Consider the following 16,608-nt stretch of genomic DNA (forward strand, 5'->3'; position numbering starts at 1 on the left):
CTTTCTAGCCATTGGGAAGCGGCGCGGGGAGTAACAAGGTGGTCGTGAAACCCGCCACCGGCGGCGTCATCCAGCGGCGCGCCCGGCCATGGCCGAAGGATTGTACCTTGCCGGCCTCGGCAAGCGGCTCAAGCGCCCGCTGCACGCTGCGCTGGCCGGTTCCAAGTGCCAGCGCCAAGGCCGAGCTCGACCAGGCCTCGCCGTCGGCCAGCAAGGCAAGCACGGCCGCGTGCCGTTCCTCGATCGGCCGCGCCAGCACCACCACTGCATGGGCCTGGCGCGGCACCAGCGTGAAGCCATGCCTGGTGGCGCTGATGCCGGCCAATGCGCGAAGCTCGGCACGCAGCCGCCCGATCTCGACGCGCAGGCGCGCGCGATGCGATTCATCGGCATGCTTGCCGCCGAAGGCCCGCGCCACGAGTTCCCCCCGCGAAACATCACCGGGCCAGGCTTCGGCGAGCGTCCGCGCCAAGGCGAACAGCACAGGCCGGCTCGCCAGCGAAACCGTGGTCCGCCCAACGCGCACGGCGTAGCGGAAAGCATCGACGACCAGCGCCGGCGATCCCTGCAATGCCTCGACCTCTTCGAGCAGCAGCGGCTGCTCCCTGCCCTGCGCGATCAGCCGCGCCGCGGGTGTCTCCAGTGCCAGCCACGCGCTGTCGACCTCCGCGATGAGGCCGGGAATGCCGGCCTTGCGAGCGGCATGGCGCGCCCACTCCAGCGCCGCGCGCGCCGGCCTGGTACGCAGGCGCCGCATTGCGATACCGGCGACGGCGAGTTCGTGCGCGGCTCTTGCCGCCGGCGGCAGTGGCTCCGGGTCGAGCCCGGCCAGCACCTGCTCGGCCTCGTCGAGGCGGCCGATCAAGAGCAGGCGCCGCACCTTGAGGTGGCCGGCATGCGCCGCGTTCAACCGGTCGCCATGCTTTTCCAGCGCCGTGCGGGCCGCGTCGAGCGCCTTGGCCGGCCAGCCCAAATCACGCGAAACCAGCGCGATCTCGGCCTCCGCGACGACGCATCTGGCGCGCGCCACCGCCTCTTTCGGGCTGAAGGCACGCGCGGCCCGCCGCAACAAGAGCTTGGCGCGATCGAAGTCGCCGAGCTGCGCCATGGCAATGCCGCGCAGCGCCAGCGCCGGCGCATCCTCGCGCAGGGCAACGCGGTCGAGCGCGCCGAGTGGATCGCCGGCCGCCAGCGCCAGCGCTGCCGCGGTGATCAGCGAGTCCATTCAAATCCCGTCACACTTGTAACTCCCACCTCGGCGCAGCGCCGCCTAACTTACGTCAGTACCGTCAACCAGCAAGACGTGCCGGCAATGACGGCAGCATGGGAGAACCAGAAAATGCCTGCCTCCACCAACCTCGACCTCGACGCGGCCAATGATACGGCCAAGCGCGCCGCACGCCACCCCTGCTGCGCCGGGCCGGATCTTTCGGATTTCGCCGCGCCTGCGGCTCCCCCACACGTCCAGGCAACACCACATCGCAACGACGCCACGACCGGCAAAGGAGAAGACCAATGACCATGACCATGAAGACCCCACCGATCGTCTCACAGCAGGATTGGAACGCCGCGCACGAAAAGATGCTGGTGAAGGAGAAGGCGACGATGCGCGCCAGGGACGCACTGTCGGCCGAACGCCGGCGCATGCCGTGGACGGAAGTGGACAAGGCCTATGTCTTCGAGGGCCCTGACGGCAAGGTGAGCCTGCTCGACCTGTTCGAAGGCCGCCGCCAGCTCATCGTCTACCGCGCCTTCTTCGAGCCCGGCGTCTATGGCTGGCCCGATCATGCCTGCCGCGGCTGCTCGCTCGGCGCCGACCAGGTCGGCCACCTCGCCCATCTCAACGCCCGCGACACCACCCTCGCCTACGCCTCTCGCGCCCCGCAGGAAGACATCGAGCGGCTGAAGACACGGATGGGTTGGGAGATGCCCTGGTATACGATCACCGATAGCTTCGACAAGGACTTCGGCGTCGACGAATGGCACGGCCACAACGTGTTCATCCATGACGGGAACCGCATCTTCCGCACCTATTTCATCAACAACCGCGGCGACGAGGCTTTGGGCACCGTCTGGAGCTATCTCGACATCACGCCGCTCGGCCGCCAGGAGGTGTGGGAAGACTCGCCCGAAGGCTACCCGCAGACGCCACTCTACAGCTGGTGGAACTGGCACGACAATTACGATGCCGGAGCCGACAAGAAATGGGCCGAAGTGTCAGCTGCCGGCGAGGCCGCGTTCCGCGACAAGGGCAACCAGTAAGCTGGCGCAAGTCCGTCCAGCCTGGGTTCCTCTTCCCGCCTCCGGCAGGGCCGAGGACCCCAGGTCATGACGGGCCGCAACCATCAAGGGAATAAGATCATGAGCGATATCCCTTCCGGCATCGGCAGCGTGACCCCCGAAAATGTCGTCCCCCATGGCATAGCCGACTGGCTATGCCTCGCCGCGGCGCCGACCTTTGCGGTGATGGCGCTGCTTTCCCGTCTTCACGGCGGCGACGGGACCATGCTGTGCATGGGCGCCTCGCCGCTGGCCGGCTCGATCCTGACCGGCATGCCGGCCATGTATCTGCTGATGAGCGCTTTCCATCTGGCGCCGTGGCTGAGGGTGATGTCCCGCCGCTAGGCGCTGAGAAGGCATGGCTCTGCCCGACTCCGGCGCCCGACCTCACGTCGCGATGTCATTGACCGGCAGCAATGGCTTGGGAAGATCGCTCTCGCCGAGCCCGGCGCGCATCTCGATCTCGATGTCGCGGCAGATTTGCGAGATCGGCACGTCGTTGGCGTTGCCCTCGAAAGGGTTGGCGCTGCTCTCGCCGACCTGGTCGAGGGACATGTAGGCCCAGCCCAGCAGCGTGCTGAACGGGATCGTCAGCCAGATGCCGATCGAGCCGAGCATTCCCCCCAGCTTGCCCATGTCGGCGAACACCGGAACCACGCCGAACGGCAGCAGCGTGCAGAAGATCATGACGAACATGGAACTGACGATGGCGTATTGCCGGGGATAGGGATTGTTCTTGATGCGGTCGCAGCGCGCCTGCTGGTCGTGGAAGTCGCGGATCAGCTTCGTCAGTTCGCCATGGATCTGCGGCGGGACCTTGGCGTCCTTGAACAGTGCATTGACCTGGACGGACTGCAATTCGAGCAGGGCTATCGCCGGACGAGGCGATTTCAGGACATCCGCGGTCTGGTCGCCCAGCAGAGGGCGTAGTTCGTCGGCGATCGAACCCTTGTCCTCCTGAATGTGGTAACGCCGTCGGTATTCGATATTGGCGGCCTTCCCCATGGATTCCCACGGCATCGGCCGCCGCAGCGCGTATCGCAGCGCCGTCATCCAGGCGATATGGCGGTAGATGAGCTGCCTGGCCGTCGGCGCATCGAGGAAATCCCGACAGAAATTCGACCATACGCGGCTGCTGGCCGTGATCTGCGTGAAGGCCTGCAGCGCCTCACTGCTGCGGGTGAACACCTGCGAGTTCTTGAAGCCGGCGACCAGCGACACCGTGGTGCCGAGCACCAGCACCACCGACCATGGCACGGAGAACCCGGCAATGCCCGGAAAGCGGTAGGCAGCCACGGCCAGCCCACTCACCACCACCATGTAGAGGACGCTGCGCCGTGACCACAGTGCGAAATCGATCACCTTGTAGGAACGGCCTACATACATTGAAATGCCCCTCAATCACGAACGGGCGGCAATCGGACCACCGGTAGCCTGACGCCTATCATATCGTTTGCACAGGGCGAAGAGCCGTCGACCGCGGTGTGCGCAGGACGCCGCCATGGGCACGGGATCTCGCCCGCGCCCGTGATCGTTCCCCCTATCTCAATTGCACTTCGGCTTGGCGAGTTGCAGGCGTCCGCCAGTTCCGCCCGGCGAGTGGTTGTGGAAGACCGTCTTGAAGGATTCCAGCAGCACCGGACTGCACCGCGGCAAGGCCTGGACTCCGATCGACGCCGGCGTGGGTTCGCCAATAAGCGCCTTCATCATGGCAAGCGCCTCGGCGACGCCCTTGTCATCGGGACGCCACGAGCCGATAGCCTTGAGCGGAACGCCCTTGGCGATCTCGTTTGCCGACCGCAGGCCGAGATCGACCGTGGTATCGGAATGTCGATGCCTTGCGCGCGCATCGAGGACAGCGTGTCGAGCGCCAGCTGGTCTCATGCCACCTTCTCGTAGCGGGCGCGGCTCAGGCTGACCAGGCAGGCGATGGCCGCGCAGACGCCGGCCAGGACCAGCGCGAGGCTAGGTGCGCCTGTCAGCGGCACGGTCGCGAAAATGATCGACATCGAAATGGCGCCAAGCGTTTGTCCCAACAGCCGTGCCGTGCCCTGCATGGCTCCCGCCGCACCGCTGCGCGCCTTGGGTGCGGAGAGAAGCAGGATGCGATTGTTCGGCGTCTGGAAAAGACCAAAACCCGTGCCCGCGACGACGGTTCCGACCAGGAAGGCAATCGCCCTTGGACCGGGCGGTGTCAGGCCCGCGATCAGAAGGCCGATCGCCAGCAACCCGCCGCCGGCGGCGCACAGCCACGCTGTCTTGAAACGATCGGCCAGCCGCCCCGAAATCGGAGCGATGATGATCGTCGCGATGGGCCATGGCATCATGTAGAGGCCCGCCTGGACCGGGCTCATGTGCAAGGTGTGCTGCAGGTAGAATGGCAGCGCGACGTAGCTGAGCATCTGCCCGGTGAAGCACGAGATCGAAGCGATGACGGCTACCCGGAAGGCTGGATCGGCCAAGAGGTCGGTCGGCACGATCGGTGCGGCACTCCTGCGTTCGAGAGACAACAAGATGACGAGGCACAGGACGGAACAACCGATCAGGATCGACCCGCTGACCGGCGCACCGGCGATGCGGTCGGCGCCCGTGAAGAACAGGATGAACATCAGTGTGTTGGCCAGCAATGCCACGAGGTTGAGGTGACGCTTCACGCCATCCAGATGCGCAAGCAACCCGCCAGACAACAGGACGATGATGCCGATCGGGATGTTGACGGCGAACAGCCACGGCCAGCTGGAAACGGAGAGGATCGCGCCGGCGACACCAGGGCCGGCGGCCGCGGAAATCGCGATCGTCATCGCGTTGAAGCCGATGACGGTTCCGAGCAGCCGCTGCGGCACCGAAACGCGCAGGTTCATCGGCCCGGTCGCCATGATGGCGCCCGCCCCCAGCCCCTGGATGGACCGGGCAGCCACAAGAACAGGCAGGCTGCCGGCGAAGGCACAGGCCGCCGAAGCCACCGTGAACAGCGCGACACCTAGAAGAAAGACACGCCGGGGGCCGTGGATCTCGCCCAGCGCGCCGCAAGGCAAAAGAGCCACAAGCACCGCAAGCTGGTAGCTCGACACCACCCACACGGTGCTGCTGGCACTGGCATTGAGCGACGCCGCGATGGATGGCAGCGCGACATTGGCGATGGCGCCGTCCAGCACGACGAGCACCAGCGTCATCAGCAGGACGGCGATGGCCAGGTAGCGGCGTGGCGACGGCAGGCCGTCATGGGCGGGATTGATGGTTGCGGCTATGGACATCGGAGGCTCCGCTTCGTTGGTGTCGCCGCATCGATACCGCTCACCTCATGATTGCACCAGGCGCAACGGAGTAAATTGACCGTTGCGTCAAACGCCTCATCTCGTTAGGCTCTCTCATGCTTGATCTCGACCTGAACCTTCTGGTGGCGCTTGACGCCTTGCTGCGGGAGCGCAGCGTCTCGGGCGCCGCCAAGAAACTTGGCCTCAGCACGTCCGCGATGAGCCGCACACTGTCGAGATTGCGGTTGGCGCTGAGCGATCCCATCCTGGTTTCGGCGGGACGCGCCATGGTGGCGACGCCTCATGCCGAAGCGATTGCCGAACAGGTGCACACGCTGACGTCGGCGGTCCGGTCCGTGCTCAGCCCCTCGCCGGAGATCGACATCAGCCAGGTGCGGCGCGATTTCACCATCCGGGCTAATGAAGCCTTCGTGCTGCTCTATGCCGCGCGCCTCCATGCCCTTGTCACCAGTGCCGCGCCCGGCATAAGGCTGCGCTTCGCGCCCCGACCGGACAAGCGCATCGAACTGCTGAGAGAAGCCACGATCGACCTCGATATTGGCGTGCTTTCGGGTGATGGTGCCGAATTGCGCGGTCAGGCGTTGTTCGAGGACCGTTTTGTCGGCGTGGCGAGAACGGGGCATCCGCTTCTGGAGACCGAAATAACGGCTGAGCGTTACGCCGCGTGCCGGCACGTGGTCTCATCCCGGCGAGGCCATTTCATCGAACCGATCGATGAAGCACTCGCCGAACTCGGCCTTTCGCGAAATGTCGATCTGGTGGTGCCGAGCTATCCGGCGGTCGTCGCGGTCGCGGCCGCATCCGATCTCGTTGGACTGGTGCCGCGCTCGTACCATCTGGGTGCGACAGGCCGTACCCAGATGTTTGATCTGCCGGTGGCAAGCCCAGGCTTCACCATCACCCAGGCATGGCACCCCCGCATGGATGCCGATCCCGTGCATCGCTGGCTGCGATCGTTGATCTTCAAGGAGTTTCCAAGCGCGGTTCGCCGGCTCGAGCAGCCGGCGAAGGCAGGGAGTCTGGTTACGGATCGACGGCGGACTGACTGATCCTGTTCCCGGACCCGGAGCAGTCGCCGAGCTGCCATGCCGGAGCCAAATTCAGCCGCCCCCAAACACGATCGCACGATCAGCGTTTGTCATCGCTCGCCTCATGCCGGGGCAAGCGGCGTTCGCCCTCTCATCCAGCCTTCCTCGCCCCGAACCGCAACCCGTCCATCAGGAGCTTGACCAGGCGGCGCGAGCGGTCGCGCCATTCGGGCGTGTCGGGCGCCGAGTAGATGCCGCCGAGCGCATGCAGCACGTCGGAGGCATCGACATCGCCGCGGATGGTGCCGTCGGCCACCGCCGCCTCGACCAGTTGCCGCAGCGCCTGCGACACCCGTCCCGACGTGTCGGAAAACAGCGTCGAATTGGTGGTGAACAGGATGCGCAGGCTGGTCGCCAGGCCGCGCTTGGTAGCGATGTAGTCGACGAAGCGGCGCATCCATTCTTCCAGCGCCACATCGGAGGGATATCTTGCAGCGAGCTCGCCGGCCGCCGCGCACAACCCCTCCGCCTCGCGGCGGTAGACCACCTCGACCAGATGCTCGCGTGTCGGAAAATGCCGGTAGAGCGTGCCGATGCCGACGCCGGCGCGCCGAGCGATCTCCTCCAGCGAGCCGTCGATGCCGCGCTCGGCAAAGACCGCAGCCGCCACCTCGACCAGCCGGTCGCGATTGCGCCGTGCATCGGCACGCAACGGCTTGTCGGCGGCGGCGGTTTTTTGGTCAGCGGTTGTGACGGGCGCAAAAGCCAATTTTTTTCTCCACCAGGGATATGGGGGCTTGAACCACGCCTGGCCAGCCCCCACGTAAATAAACGGAGGCACCTCCGCTTTTAGTGGAGAACCCTCATCATATAATCAGGGGAACCGGTATGTCACGTCTTTCGAAGCCGCAACCCGCCACTTTCCCAACCCGCAGGAGATTGGCCGTCGCCTGACCTTGCCCTTCCCCGCCCCTACCCCACTTCATTCCCCTCAGCGTCAAGCAACTGGAGCCAGACGCCCATGACCAGCCTTCCCATCTCGCTTACCGTCAACGGACATCGACACGAACTGGAGGTCGACCCACGCGTCACCTTGCTTGACCTGCTGCGCGAGCGGCTTGAGCTCACTGGCACGAAGAAGGGCTGCGACCGCGGCCAGTGTGGCGCCTGCACGGTGCTGGTCGACGGCAAGCGCATAAACTCCTGCCTGGCGCTGGCGGTCAGCCATGACGGTGCCGAAGTGCTGACCATCGAAGGTATCGCTCACGGTGAAGAACTGCACCCTGTGCAGGCCGCCTTCATCGCCCATGACGGTTTCCAGTGCGGTTTCTGCACGCCCGGCCAGATCATGAGCACGCTCGGCCTGATCGCCGAAGGACAGGCTGGCGCCGATCCCGAGCGCATCCGCGAGGGGCTGAGCGGCAACATCTGCCGCTGCGCGGCTTATGGCGGCATCGTCGAGGCCGTCCTGGAAGCCCAAAAAAAAATGGAAGCCCAGAAAAACATGGCCGACACCGCCACCACCGAGGCACGCAGGAGGACCGCGGCATGAGAGACTTCGATTTCATCAGGCCGGCCACCGTCTCCGACGCCATAGCGGCGGCGGCCGAACCGGGTTCGGCCTATCTCGCCGGCGGCACCAATCTGCTCGATCTGATGAAGGGCGGCATCACCAGCCCCGAACGGATCGTCGACATTACCCGCCTGCCGGAACTCAATCGCATCGAAACGCTCGATGATGGCGGCCTGCGCATCGGCGCGCTGGTCCGCAATGCCGATCTCGCACATGATCCGGCCTTCGCCAGAGCCTATCCGGCGGTGGCCGAAGCGCTGCTTTCGGGCGCCTCTGCGCAGCTTCGCAACGCCGCCACTGTCGGCGGCAATCTGTTGCAGCGCACGCGGTGCAGTTACTTCTACGACACCGCCAGCGCCTGCAACAGGCGCGAACCCGGTTCCGGCTGCTCGGCGCTTGGCGGCGAGAACCGCCTGCATGCGGTGCTGGGCTGGAGCGATGCCTGCATCGCCACCCATCCCTCCGATTTCTGTGTGCCGCTGGTGGCGCTGGACGCCGTCGTCGAGATCGAGGGCAAGGGAGGCCGGCGCCACGTGACCTTGGAGGAATTCCACCGGCTTCCGGGCGACACGCCGCAGCGCGAAACCGTGCTGCAGCCAGGCGACCTGCTCGTTGCGGTGCGCCTGCCGGCGGAAGCAGCGTCCTTCGCCGCCCACGCCCGCTACCTGAAGCTACGCGAACGCACCTCCTATGCCTTCGCCGTCGTTTCGGCTGCCGCGGCCCTGACCGTCGCCGACGGCAAGATCCGCGCCGCGCGGCTGGCGCTCGGCGGTGTCGCGGCCAAGCCATGGCGGGCGCGCTCGGCGGAAGCGGTGCTGCTCGGCGCCGATGCCAATGAAGCGAGCTTCGTTCGGGCCGCGGATGCGGCTCTGGCCGACGCCAGCCCCTCCGGCGACAATGCGTTCAAGATCGAGCTTGCCCGCCGCATTGTCGTCAGGGCGCTGATGTCCGCACAGGCGGGAACGCCCGCTCTGATGCCCGCTTTGCCTGCTTCCCCTTTTTCCTCCCTTCCCGGAGTGCGTCATGACGCTTGAACTCGGCCTCAACCAACAGCCTGCCCATATGCGCCAGGGCTCCAGCATCGGCCAGCCGCTGACGCGTCGCGACGGATTTTTGAAAGTCACCGGGACCGCGCGCTTTGCCGCCGATAACAATCCGCCCGGCATGCTCTATGCCGTGCTTGCCGTCTCCAGCATCGCACGCGGCCGGGTTGTCTCGCTGGATGTCGAGGCGGCCAAGGCGCATGCGGGCGTGGTCGAGGTGATGACGCCACTGAACCGGCCGGCGCTCGCCGTCGATCCGGATGCCAAGGACCATCCCTTCATGTTCCGGCTCGACCTGCTGCAGAACGATGGGGTTCGCTACCCCAACCAGAGCATTGCCGTGGTGATCGCGCAGACGCTGGAAGCGGCGACCGAAGGGGCGGCACTGTTGTCGCCTCGCTATGAGGAGTTGCCGGCGCGCGTTGGTCTGGACGGCGCCAAAAGCTTCGTGCCGCGCGGCGTTGGCGTCGGCAATCCGGCTGTGCAGGAGAAGGGCGATGTCGAGGCCGGCCTCAAATCGGCAAGGACGCGGATCGAGGCGACCTACGAGACGCCGGCCCAGTACCACAACGCCATGGAGCCCCACGCGATCGTCGCTGCCTGGGATGGCGACCGGCTGTCGATCGACACGCCGAGCCAGGGCCTGGCCATGGCGCAGGGCCGCATCGCCGGCCTGTTCGGCATCGCGCCGCAAAACGTCCATATCCGCAGCCCTTTCCTGGGCGGCGGCTTCGGCTCCAAGGGCATGATTTCCGGACCGCAAGTGCTCGGCATCCTGGCGGCGCGTCTCGTCGGCCGCCCGGTCAAGCTGGTGCTCCGGCGCGAGCAGATGTACGGCCCGGTCGGTCACCGCGCCCCGACCCGCCAGACATTGCGCATGGGCATGGATGGCGAAGGGCTGCTGACCGCGATCTCCCATCACGCCAGGACCACGTCGAGCACGTTCGACGATTTCTTCGAACCGGCGGCCGATGCCTCGCACACGCTCTATGCCAGCCCGGCCATCGCCACCTCACACGATGCCGTGCGGCTCGACACCGGCACGCCGCTGTTCATGCGGGCGCCAGGCGAGGCCACCGGATCGATCGCGCTTGAGAGCGCCATCGACGAGGCGGCCCATGCCTGCGGCATGGACCCGCTGGAATTCCGGCTCAGGAATTACGCCGAGGTCGAACCGATGACCGGCAAGCCGTTCTCCTCCAAGGCGCTGCGCGAATGTTACGAACAGGCCGCCGAGGCGTTCGGCTGGGCGAGCCGCCCGCTGCAGCCGCGGCGGATGCGCGACGCCGACGGTTTCCTCACCGGCTGGGGCATGGGCACGGCGACGTTCCCTGCACTCATGTTCCAGGCAGAGGCACGCGCGGTGCTGAGGGCCGACGGCACCGGCTTGATGGAGACCGGCGCCCAGGACATGGGCCAAGGCGCCTGGACGGCTTTTGCCCAGATTGCAGCAGACGGGCTGGGGCTCGACATCGACCAGGTCGATTTCAGGGCCGGCAGTTCCGACCTGCCCAATGCGGGTATCGCCGGCGGTTCGGGTCACACGGCGACGGCCGGCATGGCCATCCACAATGCGGGTGCGGCCGTCATCGCCAACCTTGCCGATCTCGCCACCGGCGACGAAGCCTCGCCGCTGTTCGGCGCCGGCAATGAAGGCGTTGTTGCACGCGGCGGACGCCTTTACCGGCGCGATGACGAAAGCCGCGGCGAAAGCTATGCCGAGATCCTCGTCCGCGCGGGCCTGACCGAAATCGAGGGCCGGGGCAAAGGCGCTCCGGACCCGGCCTCCCAGGAGACGCACGCCAAGCACGCGCATGGGGCCGTCTTCGCCGAGGTGAAGGTCGACCCGGATCTCGGCCAGATCCGCGTCACCCGGCTGGTCGGCGCATTCGCCGCCGGACGGGTCATCAATCCGCGGCTGGTGCGCAGCCAGTATTATGGCGGGATGATCTGGGGCGTTTCCTTCGCGCTGCATGAGGAAGCCGTCACCGACCGGCGTTCCGGCCGCATTCAGAATGCCAACCTGGCGGACTATCATGTCCCGGTGAATGCCGACGTGCCCTCGGTCGAGGCGCTGCTGGTTCACGAGGACGACCCTCACGTGAACGCCCTCGGCATCAAGGGCGTTGGCGAAATCGGCATCACCGGGACTGCCGGCGCCGTCGCCAATGCGGTCTGGCACGCGACCGGCGTGCGCCCGCGGCGCTTTCCGATCCGGATCGAGGACCTGATGGGATGACGAGCGGTCCGCCTGAAACGACAGGCCTGCGCCAGAGCATGATGCCGAAAAGTGGGAACCGGTTTTCGGACGACATCATGCTCTATCTCTTTGATTTAGAGGCGGATTCAGATTTCAGGTCGATTCGACCTGAAATCATCCGGCTCTAGGGCAGGCAAGCAGTCGGTTGGACCGCCCTGCCCCATTCCAATTCATTCCCCCAGCGTCAAGCAACTGGAGCCAGACGCCCATGACGAGCAAGACCACGATTCCCGTCCGTCTCGATATCAACGGCCAGCATCACACGCTGGAACTCGAGCCGCGTGTCACGCTGCTCGACGCCTTGCGTGACAGGCTCGGCCTGACCGGCACCAAGAAGGGCTGCGACCACGGCCAGTGCGGCGCCTGCACAGTCCATGTCGACGGCGAGCGCGTGCTGGCCTGCCTGACGCTGGCCGCACAGGCCGAGGGCCGCGCCATCACCACCATAGAGGGGCTTGCACGGGAGGGCGAACTGCATCCCGTGCAGGCTGCTTTCCTCGAGCAGGACGCCTTCCAGTGCGGCTACTGCACGCCAGGCCAGATCATGTCGGCGGTGGCCTGCATCCGCGAGGGCCATGCCGGCTCGGACGAGGAAATCCGCGAATACATGGCCGGCAATCTCTGCCGCTGCGGCGCCTATCCACACATTGTCGCCGCCGTGCGCCAGGCGGCGCTGGAGGCCGCGTCATGAGGGATTTTTCCTATTTTCGCGCCACCTCGGCTGATGCCGCCCGCCAGGCGGCCGCGCTCCCCGGCGCCATGCTTCTGGCCGGCGGCACCACGCTGATCGACCTCGCCAAATGCGGTGTCGCCGAGCCCGACACGCTGGTCGATATCACTCATCTCAAGGGGTTCGACCAGAGCGAGATCGACGAGCGCGGCGCCGTCATCGGCGCGCTCGCCAGGATGAGCCATGTCGCCGACCATGCCGGCATCAAGAGCGGCTTTCCCGCCGTCTCGGAGGCGCTGTGGCAGGCGGCTTCGGCGCAGCTTCGCAACATGGCGACCGTCGGCGGCAATCTGATGCAGCGCACGCGCTGCCCCTATTTCCGCGATCCCTCGAATTTTCCCGCCTGCAACAAGCGTGTATCAGGCAGCGGCTGTTCGGCGATCGGCGGCGTCACCAGGGGCCATGCGGTGCTCGGCACCAGCGAGGCCTGCATCGCCATGTATCCCGGAGACCTCGCCACCGCGCTCGTCGCCTTCGACGCAACGGTCCATCTCGGCGAACGGCGCGTGCCGGTGGAGGACTTTTTCCTGCTGCCAGGCACGACGCCCGACAGGGAACACGCGATCGGACCGGGCGAGATGATCACCGCCATCGAAATCCCCGTCTCCGCCGCCGCCCGCCGCTCGACCTATCTGAAGGTCCGCGACCGGCAGTCTTATGAGTTCGCCGCCGCCAGCGCCGCCGTCGGCCTCGAACTCGAAGCCGACGGGCGCACCATCCGCGACCTGCGCGTCGCGCTCGGCGGCGTCGCCACCAAGCCGTGGCGGGCGCGCGCCGTGGAAGAGGCGCTGAAAGGCAAGGTGCTGGAGCCGGACGCCGTGCGCGCCGCCAGCCTGCTCGCCGTCGAAGGCGCCGTCGACCATGGCGCCAACCGCTACAAGATCGAACTCGCGCCGCGCGTCGTCGCACGCGCCATCCTCAAATTGGGAGAAGCGGCATGACCGTTCACATCGCAAGCACTGTTTACGTCGGAAGACATGGCGACGCGTCCGACGGCGCGCAGGTGGAGGCCGTCGGCGGCCGGCTGTCGCGCGTCGACGGCCCGGCCAAGATCACGGGTGCGGCGAAATACGCCGTCGAGCAGCAGCTCGAAGGGCTCGCCTATGCCGTGCTGGTCGAAAGCACCATCGCATCCGGCAAGGTGCGCGCCATCGAGACGGCGGAGGCCGAGACTGCGCCGGGCGTCCTCAAGGTGTTGACACCAGACACGATCATCAGCCTGAAAACCGCCTCGGACTGGTTCGGCACGCCGCCGCCGGACAAACCCTATTGTCCGCTGGCCCGCGACGTCACCTTCTCGGGCCAGCACGTCGCCGCCGTTGTCGCCGAGACCTTCGAGCAGGCCGTGGCCGCCGCGGCGATGGTCAAGGTAAGCTATGATGAGACGCCGGCCATCGTCGACCTCAGCGACGGCAAGGCCGGCGACGGCATCCCGGTCGACGCCATGACCAAGGAATGGGGCGACGCGGCCGCCGCCTTCGCCTCCGCCCCGGTGCGCATCTGCGCCGCCTACAACACACCGCGCGAATACCAGGCGCCGATGGAACCGCATGGCCTGATCGCTCGCTGGGAGGGTGACCATCTCACCGTGTGGGAGCCGAGCCAATGGCTGGACGGCATGGCGCGCACCTATGCCGAATGGTTCGGCGTGCCGTTCGAGAATGTGCGGCTGGTGTCGCCCTATGTCGGCGGCGGCTTCGGCTCCAAGGCGCTGGCGCTCAGCCATGGCGCGATTGCCGCAAGTGCCGCGAAAATGCTCGGCCGACCGGTGCGGCTGGTCATGACGCGGCCGCAGACCTTCACCGGCTATGGCGGCCGCGCCGCGACGCGGCAGACGGTGACGATCGGCGCCGACCATGACGGAAGAATCCAGTCGATCGTGCATCGCGGCGTCAACGAAACCTCCATCGACGGCATGTGGGTCGAGCCGCTGGGCTCGGTCACCTCGATCATGTACGCGACGCCGAACTTCTCCTCGAAACAGAATGTCGTGCGGGTGAATTCGGTGGTGCCGGGCGCCATGCGCGCACCGGGTGAAAACCCGTCGGCCTTCGGCATCGAAAGCGCCATCGACGAGCTCGCCTACGAGGTCGGCATCGATCCGCTGGAAATCCGGCTGCGCAACTACGCCGAACAGGATCCGCATGCGAACAAAGCCTGGTCGACCAGGCAGCTGCGCGAGGCTTTCGCAGCGGGTGCCGAACGCTTCGGCTGGGCCAGGCGCACGCCTGAGCCACGCTCGATGCGCGACGGCAACCATCTGGTCGGCTGGGGCGTGGCCGCCGGCACCTATCCGGTGCGGCGCGCCTATGGCGAGGCGATCGTGCGCATCCTGGCCGACGGCTCGGTCGAGGTCGAAAGCTCCTCCATCGACATGGGCCAGGGCACCTACACCATCCTGGCGCAGACGGCCGCCGAAACGGTCGGCGTTGCGGCCGACGACGTGGTGGTGAAGCTCGGCGATTCGCGCTTCCCCCGCGCCGGCGTCGCCGGCGGCTCGCGGCTGGCCGGCGTGATGACGGGCGCCGTCCACAAGGCCGCGACCTCGGCACTCGACCAACTGGTCGGCCTGGCGATCAGCGATCCGCGCTCGCCCTTCCATGCGCTGCAGGCCAACACGCTGGTCGTCGTCAATGGCCGCATCACCGCGCCGCGGGGCGACGGCCCCGACGTCTCGATCGCCGAACTGCTCAAAAGCGTCGGCCGCGACCGCATCGAGGCGACGGGCGACACCATGCCGGCCAATTCGAGCGTCGAGGATCGCTACAAGAACTACACCACCATCGCCATGGCGCTGCCACACACGGAGGGTGACTATTCGCGCCATTCCTGGTGCGCGCATTTCGTCGAGGTGCGCGTCGACGAGGATTTCGGCACGGTGCGTGTGTCGCGCGTCGTGTCGGCGCTGGATTCGGGCCGCCTCTACAATCCGAAACTCGCCGAGAGCCAGTGGAAGGGCGGCATCATCATGGGCATCGGCCAGGCGCTGCTCGAAGAAGGCATCGTCGATCGCCGCCACGGCCGCATCGTCAACAACAACCTCGCCGACTATCTCATCCCGACCAATGCCGACATCCCCGACATCGAGGTGATCTCGGTGGGGATTCCCGACCCGCACTCCTCGGTGCTCGGCGGCAAGGGCGTCGGCGAGCTGGCGATCGTCGGCATGGCGCCGGCCATTGCCAACGCGGTGTTCCATGCCACAGGCAAGCGCGTGCGGGATCTGCCGATCACGCTGGAGAAGCTGATCTGACGGAGAGGCTGCCAATCTTCCCCCTCGTGGGGGAGATTGGATGTCGCGGCGGTTCCGCCAATTTTCAACATTGAAAAAAAAGCGCCTGCGCCGATCACCACTCCAGCCCGAACACCAGCTTGCCGAAGTGCAGGCCGCCGGCGGCCATGTGGGCGTAGGCTTCGGCCGCTTCGTCGGGCGAAAACACCTTGTCGACCACCGGCTCGATCCGGGCCGCGCCGACGGCGCGGGCGGCGTCGCTGAGATCGGACACCGATCCGGTGTTGTTGCCGACCACTTTCAGCGCCTTGATGATGATCGGCAGCAGATTGATCGTGGCTTCGGCACCGGTGACGAAGCCGATGGTGAACAGCGTACCGCCGGGCGCGGTGGCGTTGACGGCGCGGGCGAAGGTGGCGCTGCCCCCGGTCTCGACGACAAGGTCGGCGCCGAGGCCGCCGGTCAGCTCCAGCACCTTGCCATCCCACTCGGGCGTCGCGCGGTAGTTGATGAGATGATCGGCGCCGAGCGCCTTCGCCCGCTCCAGCTTTTCGTCCGACGACGAGGTGATGATGACGGTCGCGCCGGCGGCTTTGGCGAGCTGCAGGGTGAAGATGGAGACGCCGCCAGTGCCAAGCAGCACGACGACCGAGCCCGGCCCGACATCGGCGGCGCGGATGGCGTTCCAGGCGGTGGTGCCGGCGATGGGCAGCGTCGACGCCGCCTCGAAGGAAAGATGAGCCGGCACCGGCACCAGCGAATTGGCCGGCAACGCGACATATTCGGCCAGTGACCCCGGCAGCGAAATGCCGCGCATCTGCGTCATTTCGTAAGGCCGCGGCGGCCCACCGATCCAGCGCGGCTTGGCATGGGCGATGACGCGATCGCCGATGGCGAATTTCGCAACGTCCTCGCCCAGCGCGACGATCTCGCCGGCGCCGTCGGCTACGGGGATGAGCGGAAAGCTCGGTCCGGGATAATTGCCGCTTGCCACCGCCACATCGACGAAATTGAGGCTCGCCGCACGCTGGCGGATCAGCACCTCTCCGCGCTGCGGTTCGGGGGTTGCAACGGTGGCGGCGCGGAAGGCGTCCAGCCTGGGCTGGCTGAGTTCGATGGCTTTCATGGTTTCACTCCGGTGGACGATTGGTGGTTGAGTGAACCTATTTGCTGCGTTATCTCTGGAT

Annotated in this window: 16 protein-coding genes; 10 read left to right on the forward strand and 6 right to left on the reverse strand. The window is 66.6% G+C overall.

What is annotated here, in order from left to right; genetic code table 11:
* Nucleotides 1-4: 4 nt before the first annotated feature.
* A complete protein-coding gene (locus tag LB557_RS07905; protein ID WP_224642237.1) occupies nt 5-1,225 on the reverse strand; it encodes a helix-turn-helix domain-containing protein in 1,221 nt (406 codons plus the stop codon).
* Between the two features lie 114 nt (nt 1,226-1,339).
* On the opposite strand from LB557_RS07905, the gene LB557_RS07910 reads away from it, so the two are divergent.
* From LB557_RS07910 to LB557_RS07920, 3 genes are all read left to right on the forward strand, one after another.
* Nucleotides 1,340-1,519, forward strand: coding sequence for a hypothetical protein (locus LB557_RS07910; protein WP_140725273.1), 180 nt, complete (start codon nt 1,340-1,342; stop codon nt 1,517-1,519).
* Nucleotides 1,516-2,262, forward strand: coding sequence for a DUF899 domain-containing protein (locus tag LB557_RS07915; RefSeq protein WP_140824076.1), 747 nt, complete (start codon nt 1,516-1,518; stop codon nt 2,260-2,262). The genes LB557_RS07910 and LB557_RS07915 overlap by 4 nt, the downstream gene beginning before the upstream one ends.
* Before the next feature lie 99 nt (nt 2,263-2,361).
* Nucleotides 2,362-2,625: a hypothetical protein gene (locus tag LB557_RS07920; protein ID WP_140663353.1), complete on the forward strand. Its 264-nt coding sequence runs from the start codon at nt 2,362-2,364 to the stop codon at nt 2,623-2,625.
* A gap of 42 nt (nt 2,626-2,667) precedes the next feature.
* On the opposite strand, the gene LB557_RS07925 is transcribed toward LB557_RS07920, so the two are convergent.
* From LB557_RS07925 to LB557_RS07935, 3 genes are all read right to left on the reverse strand, one after another.
* On the reverse strand, nt 2,668-3,666 hold the full coding sequence (locus LB557_RS07925) for a bestrophin family protein (protein WP_140716327.1): 999 nt from the start codon (nt 3,664-3,666) through the stop codon (nt 2,668-2,670).
* A 159-nt stretch (nt 3,667-3,825) separates the two neighbouring features.
* The gene (locus LB557_RS07930) at nt 3,826-4,164 is read right to left on the reverse strand and encodes a hypothetical protein (RefSeq protein ID WP_224642239.1); all 339 of its coding nucleotides are present in this window, start codon (nt 4,162-4,164) and stop codon (nt 3,826-3,828) included.
* Nucleotides 4,161-5,453 (reverse strand): MFS transporter, encoded by a 1,293-nt coding sequence (locus LB557_RS07935; RefSeq protein WP_411961397.1) that lies wholly within the window; start codon nt 5,451-5,453, stop codon nt 4,161-4,163. The genes LB557_RS07930 and LB557_RS07935 overlap by 4 nt, the downstream gene beginning before the upstream one ends.
* A 197-nt stretch (nt 5,454-5,650) precedes the next feature.
* On the opposite strand from LB557_RS07935, the gene LB557_RS07940 reads away from it, so the two are divergent.
* Complete coding sequence (locus tag LB557_RS07940; protein WP_224642241.1) at nt 5,651-6,604, forward strand: LysR family transcriptional regulator; 954 nt, start codon at nt 5,651-5,653, stop codon at nt 6,602-6,604.
* A gap of 130 nt (nt 6,605-6,734) precedes the next feature.
* Here LB557_RS07940 and LB557_RS07945 read toward each other — a convergent pair whose 3' ends face one another.
* Complete coding sequence (locus tag LB557_RS07945; RefSeq protein WP_140716329.1) at nt 6,735-7,352, reverse strand: TetR/AcrR family transcriptional regulator; 618 nt, start codon at nt 7,350-7,352, stop codon at nt 6,735-6,737.
* A gap of 252 nt (nt 7,353-7,604) precedes the next feature.
* On the opposite strand from LB557_RS07945, the gene LB557_RS07950 reads away from it, so the two are divergent.
* From LB557_RS07950 to LB557_RS07975, 6 genes are all read left to right on the forward strand, one after another.
* On the forward strand, nt 7,605-8,135 hold the full coding sequence (locus tag LB557_RS07950; protein ID WP_224642926.1) for a (2Fe-2S)-binding protein: 531 nt from the start codon (nt 7,605-7,607) through the stop codon (nt 8,133-8,135).
* The gene (locus tag LB557_RS07955) at nt 8,132-9,190 is read left to right on the forward strand and encodes an FAD binding domain-containing protein (protein ID WP_140725262.1); all 1,059 of its coding nucleotides are present in this window, start codon (nt 8,132-8,134) and stop codon (nt 9,188-9,190) included. The genes LB557_RS07950 and LB557_RS07955 overlap by 4 nt, the downstream gene beginning before the upstream one ends.
* Nucleotides 9,180-11,438, forward strand: a complete 2,259-nt coding sequence (locus LB557_RS07960; RefSeq protein ID WP_224642894.1) for a xanthine dehydrogenase family protein molybdopterin-binding subunit — start codon at nt 9,180-9,182, stop codon at nt 11,436-11,438. The genes LB557_RS07955 and LB557_RS07960 overlap by 11 nt, the downstream gene beginning before the upstream one ends.
* 229 nt (nt 11,439-11,667) lie before the next feature.
* Nucleotides 11,668-12,150 carry a (2Fe-2S)-binding protein gene (locus tag LB557_RS07965; protein ID WP_224642895.1) on the forward strand — a complete coding sequence of 161 codons (483 nt, stop codon included), beginning with the start codon at nt 11,668-11,670 and terminating at the stop codon, nt 12,148-12,150.
* Nucleotides 12,147-13,130, forward strand: coding sequence for an FAD binding domain-containing protein (locus LB557_RS07970; RefSeq protein ID WP_224642896.1), 984 nt, complete (start codon nt 12,147-12,149; stop codon nt 13,128-13,130). Before LB557_RS07965 ends, LB557_RS07970 begins: the two co-directional genes overlap by 4 nt.
* On the forward strand, nt 13,127-15,442 hold the full coding sequence (locus tag LB557_RS07975; RefSeq protein WP_224642897.1) for a xanthine dehydrogenase family protein molybdopterin-binding subunit: 2,316 nt from the start codon (nt 13,127-13,129) through the stop codon (nt 15,440-15,442). Before LB557_RS07970 ends, LB557_RS07975 begins: the two co-directional genes overlap by 4 nt.
* Nucleotides 15,443-15,536: 94 nt before the next feature.
* On the opposite strand, the gene LB557_RS07980 is transcribed toward LB557_RS07975, so the two are convergent.
* Nucleotides 15,537-16,547 carry a zinc-dependent alcohol dehydrogenase family protein gene (locus LB557_RS07980; RefSeq protein WP_140663371.1) on the reverse strand — a complete coding sequence of 337 codons (1,011 nt, stop codon included), beginning with the start codon at nt 16,545-16,547 and terminating at the stop codon, nt 15,537-15,539.
* Nucleotides 16,548-16,608: the final 61 nt, after the last annotated feature.

Source organism: Mesorhizobium sp. BR115XR7A, assembly GCF_020165315.1.
Taxonomy (GTDB): domain Bacteria; phylum Pseudomonadota; class Alphaproteobacteria; order Rhizobiales; family Rhizobiaceae; genus Mesorhizobium; species Mesorhizobium australicum.

Bases quoted from the DNA above. Each gene is read 5' to 3' on its own strand.
- LB557_RS07905 (WP_224642237.1), bottom strand. From the start codon at position 1,225: ATGGACTCGCTGATCACCGCGGCAGCGCTGGCGCTGGCGGCCGGCGAT.
- LB557_RS07910 (WP_140725273.1), top strand. From the start codon at position 1,340: ATGCCTGCCTCCACCAACCTCGACCTCGACGCGGCCAATGATACGGCC.
- LB557_RS07915 (WP_140824076.1), top strand. From the start codon at position 1,516: ATGACCATGACCATGAAGACCCCACCGATCGTCTCACAGCAGGATTGG.
- LB557_RS07920 (WP_140663353.1), top strand. From the start codon at position 2,362: ATGAGCGATATCCCTTCCGGCATCGGCAGCGTGACCCCCGAAAATGTC.
- LB557_RS07925 (WP_140716327.1), bottom strand. From the start codon at position 3,666: ATGTATGTAGGCCGTTCCTACAAGGTGATCGATTTCGCACTGTGGTCA.
- LB557_RS07930 (WP_224642239.1), bottom strand. From the start codon at position 4,164: ATGAGACCAGCTGGCGCTCGACACGCTGTCCTCGATGCGCGCGCAAGG.
- LB557_RS07935 (WP_411961397.1), bottom strand. From the start codon at position 5,453: ATGACGCTGGTGCTCGTCGTGCTGGACGGCGCCATCGCCAATGTCGCG.
- LB557_RS07940 (WP_224642241.1), top strand. From the start codon at position 5,651: ATGCTTGATCTCGACCTGAACCTTCTGGTGGCGCTTGACGCCTTGCTG.
- LB557_RS07950 (WP_224642926.1), top strand. From the start codon at position 7,605: ATGACCAGCCTTCCCATCTCGCTTACCGTCAACGGACATCGACACGAA.
- LB557_RS07955 (WP_140725262.1), top strand. From the start codon at position 8,132: ATGAGAGACTTCGATTTCATCAGGCCGGCCACCGTCTCCGACGCCATA.
- LB557_RS07960 (WP_224642894.1), top strand. From the start codon at position 9,180: ATGACGCTTGAACTCGGCCTCAACCAACAGCCTGCCCATATGCGCCAG.
- LB557_RS07965 (WP_224642895.1), top strand. From the start codon at position 11,668: ATGACGAGCAAGACCACGATTCCCGTCCGTCTCGATATCAACGGCCAG.
- LB557_RS07970 (WP_224642896.1), top strand. From the start codon at position 12,147: ATGAGGGATTTTTCCTATTTTCGCGCCACCTCGGCTGATGCCGCCCGC.
- LB557_RS07975 (WP_224642897.1), top strand. From the start codon at position 13,127: ATGACCGTTCACATCGCAAGCACTGTTTACGTCGGAAGACATGGCGAC.
- LB557_RS07980 (WP_140663371.1), bottom strand. From the start codon at position 16,547: ATGAAAGCCATCGAACTCAGCCAGCCCAGGCTGGACGCCTTCCGCGCC.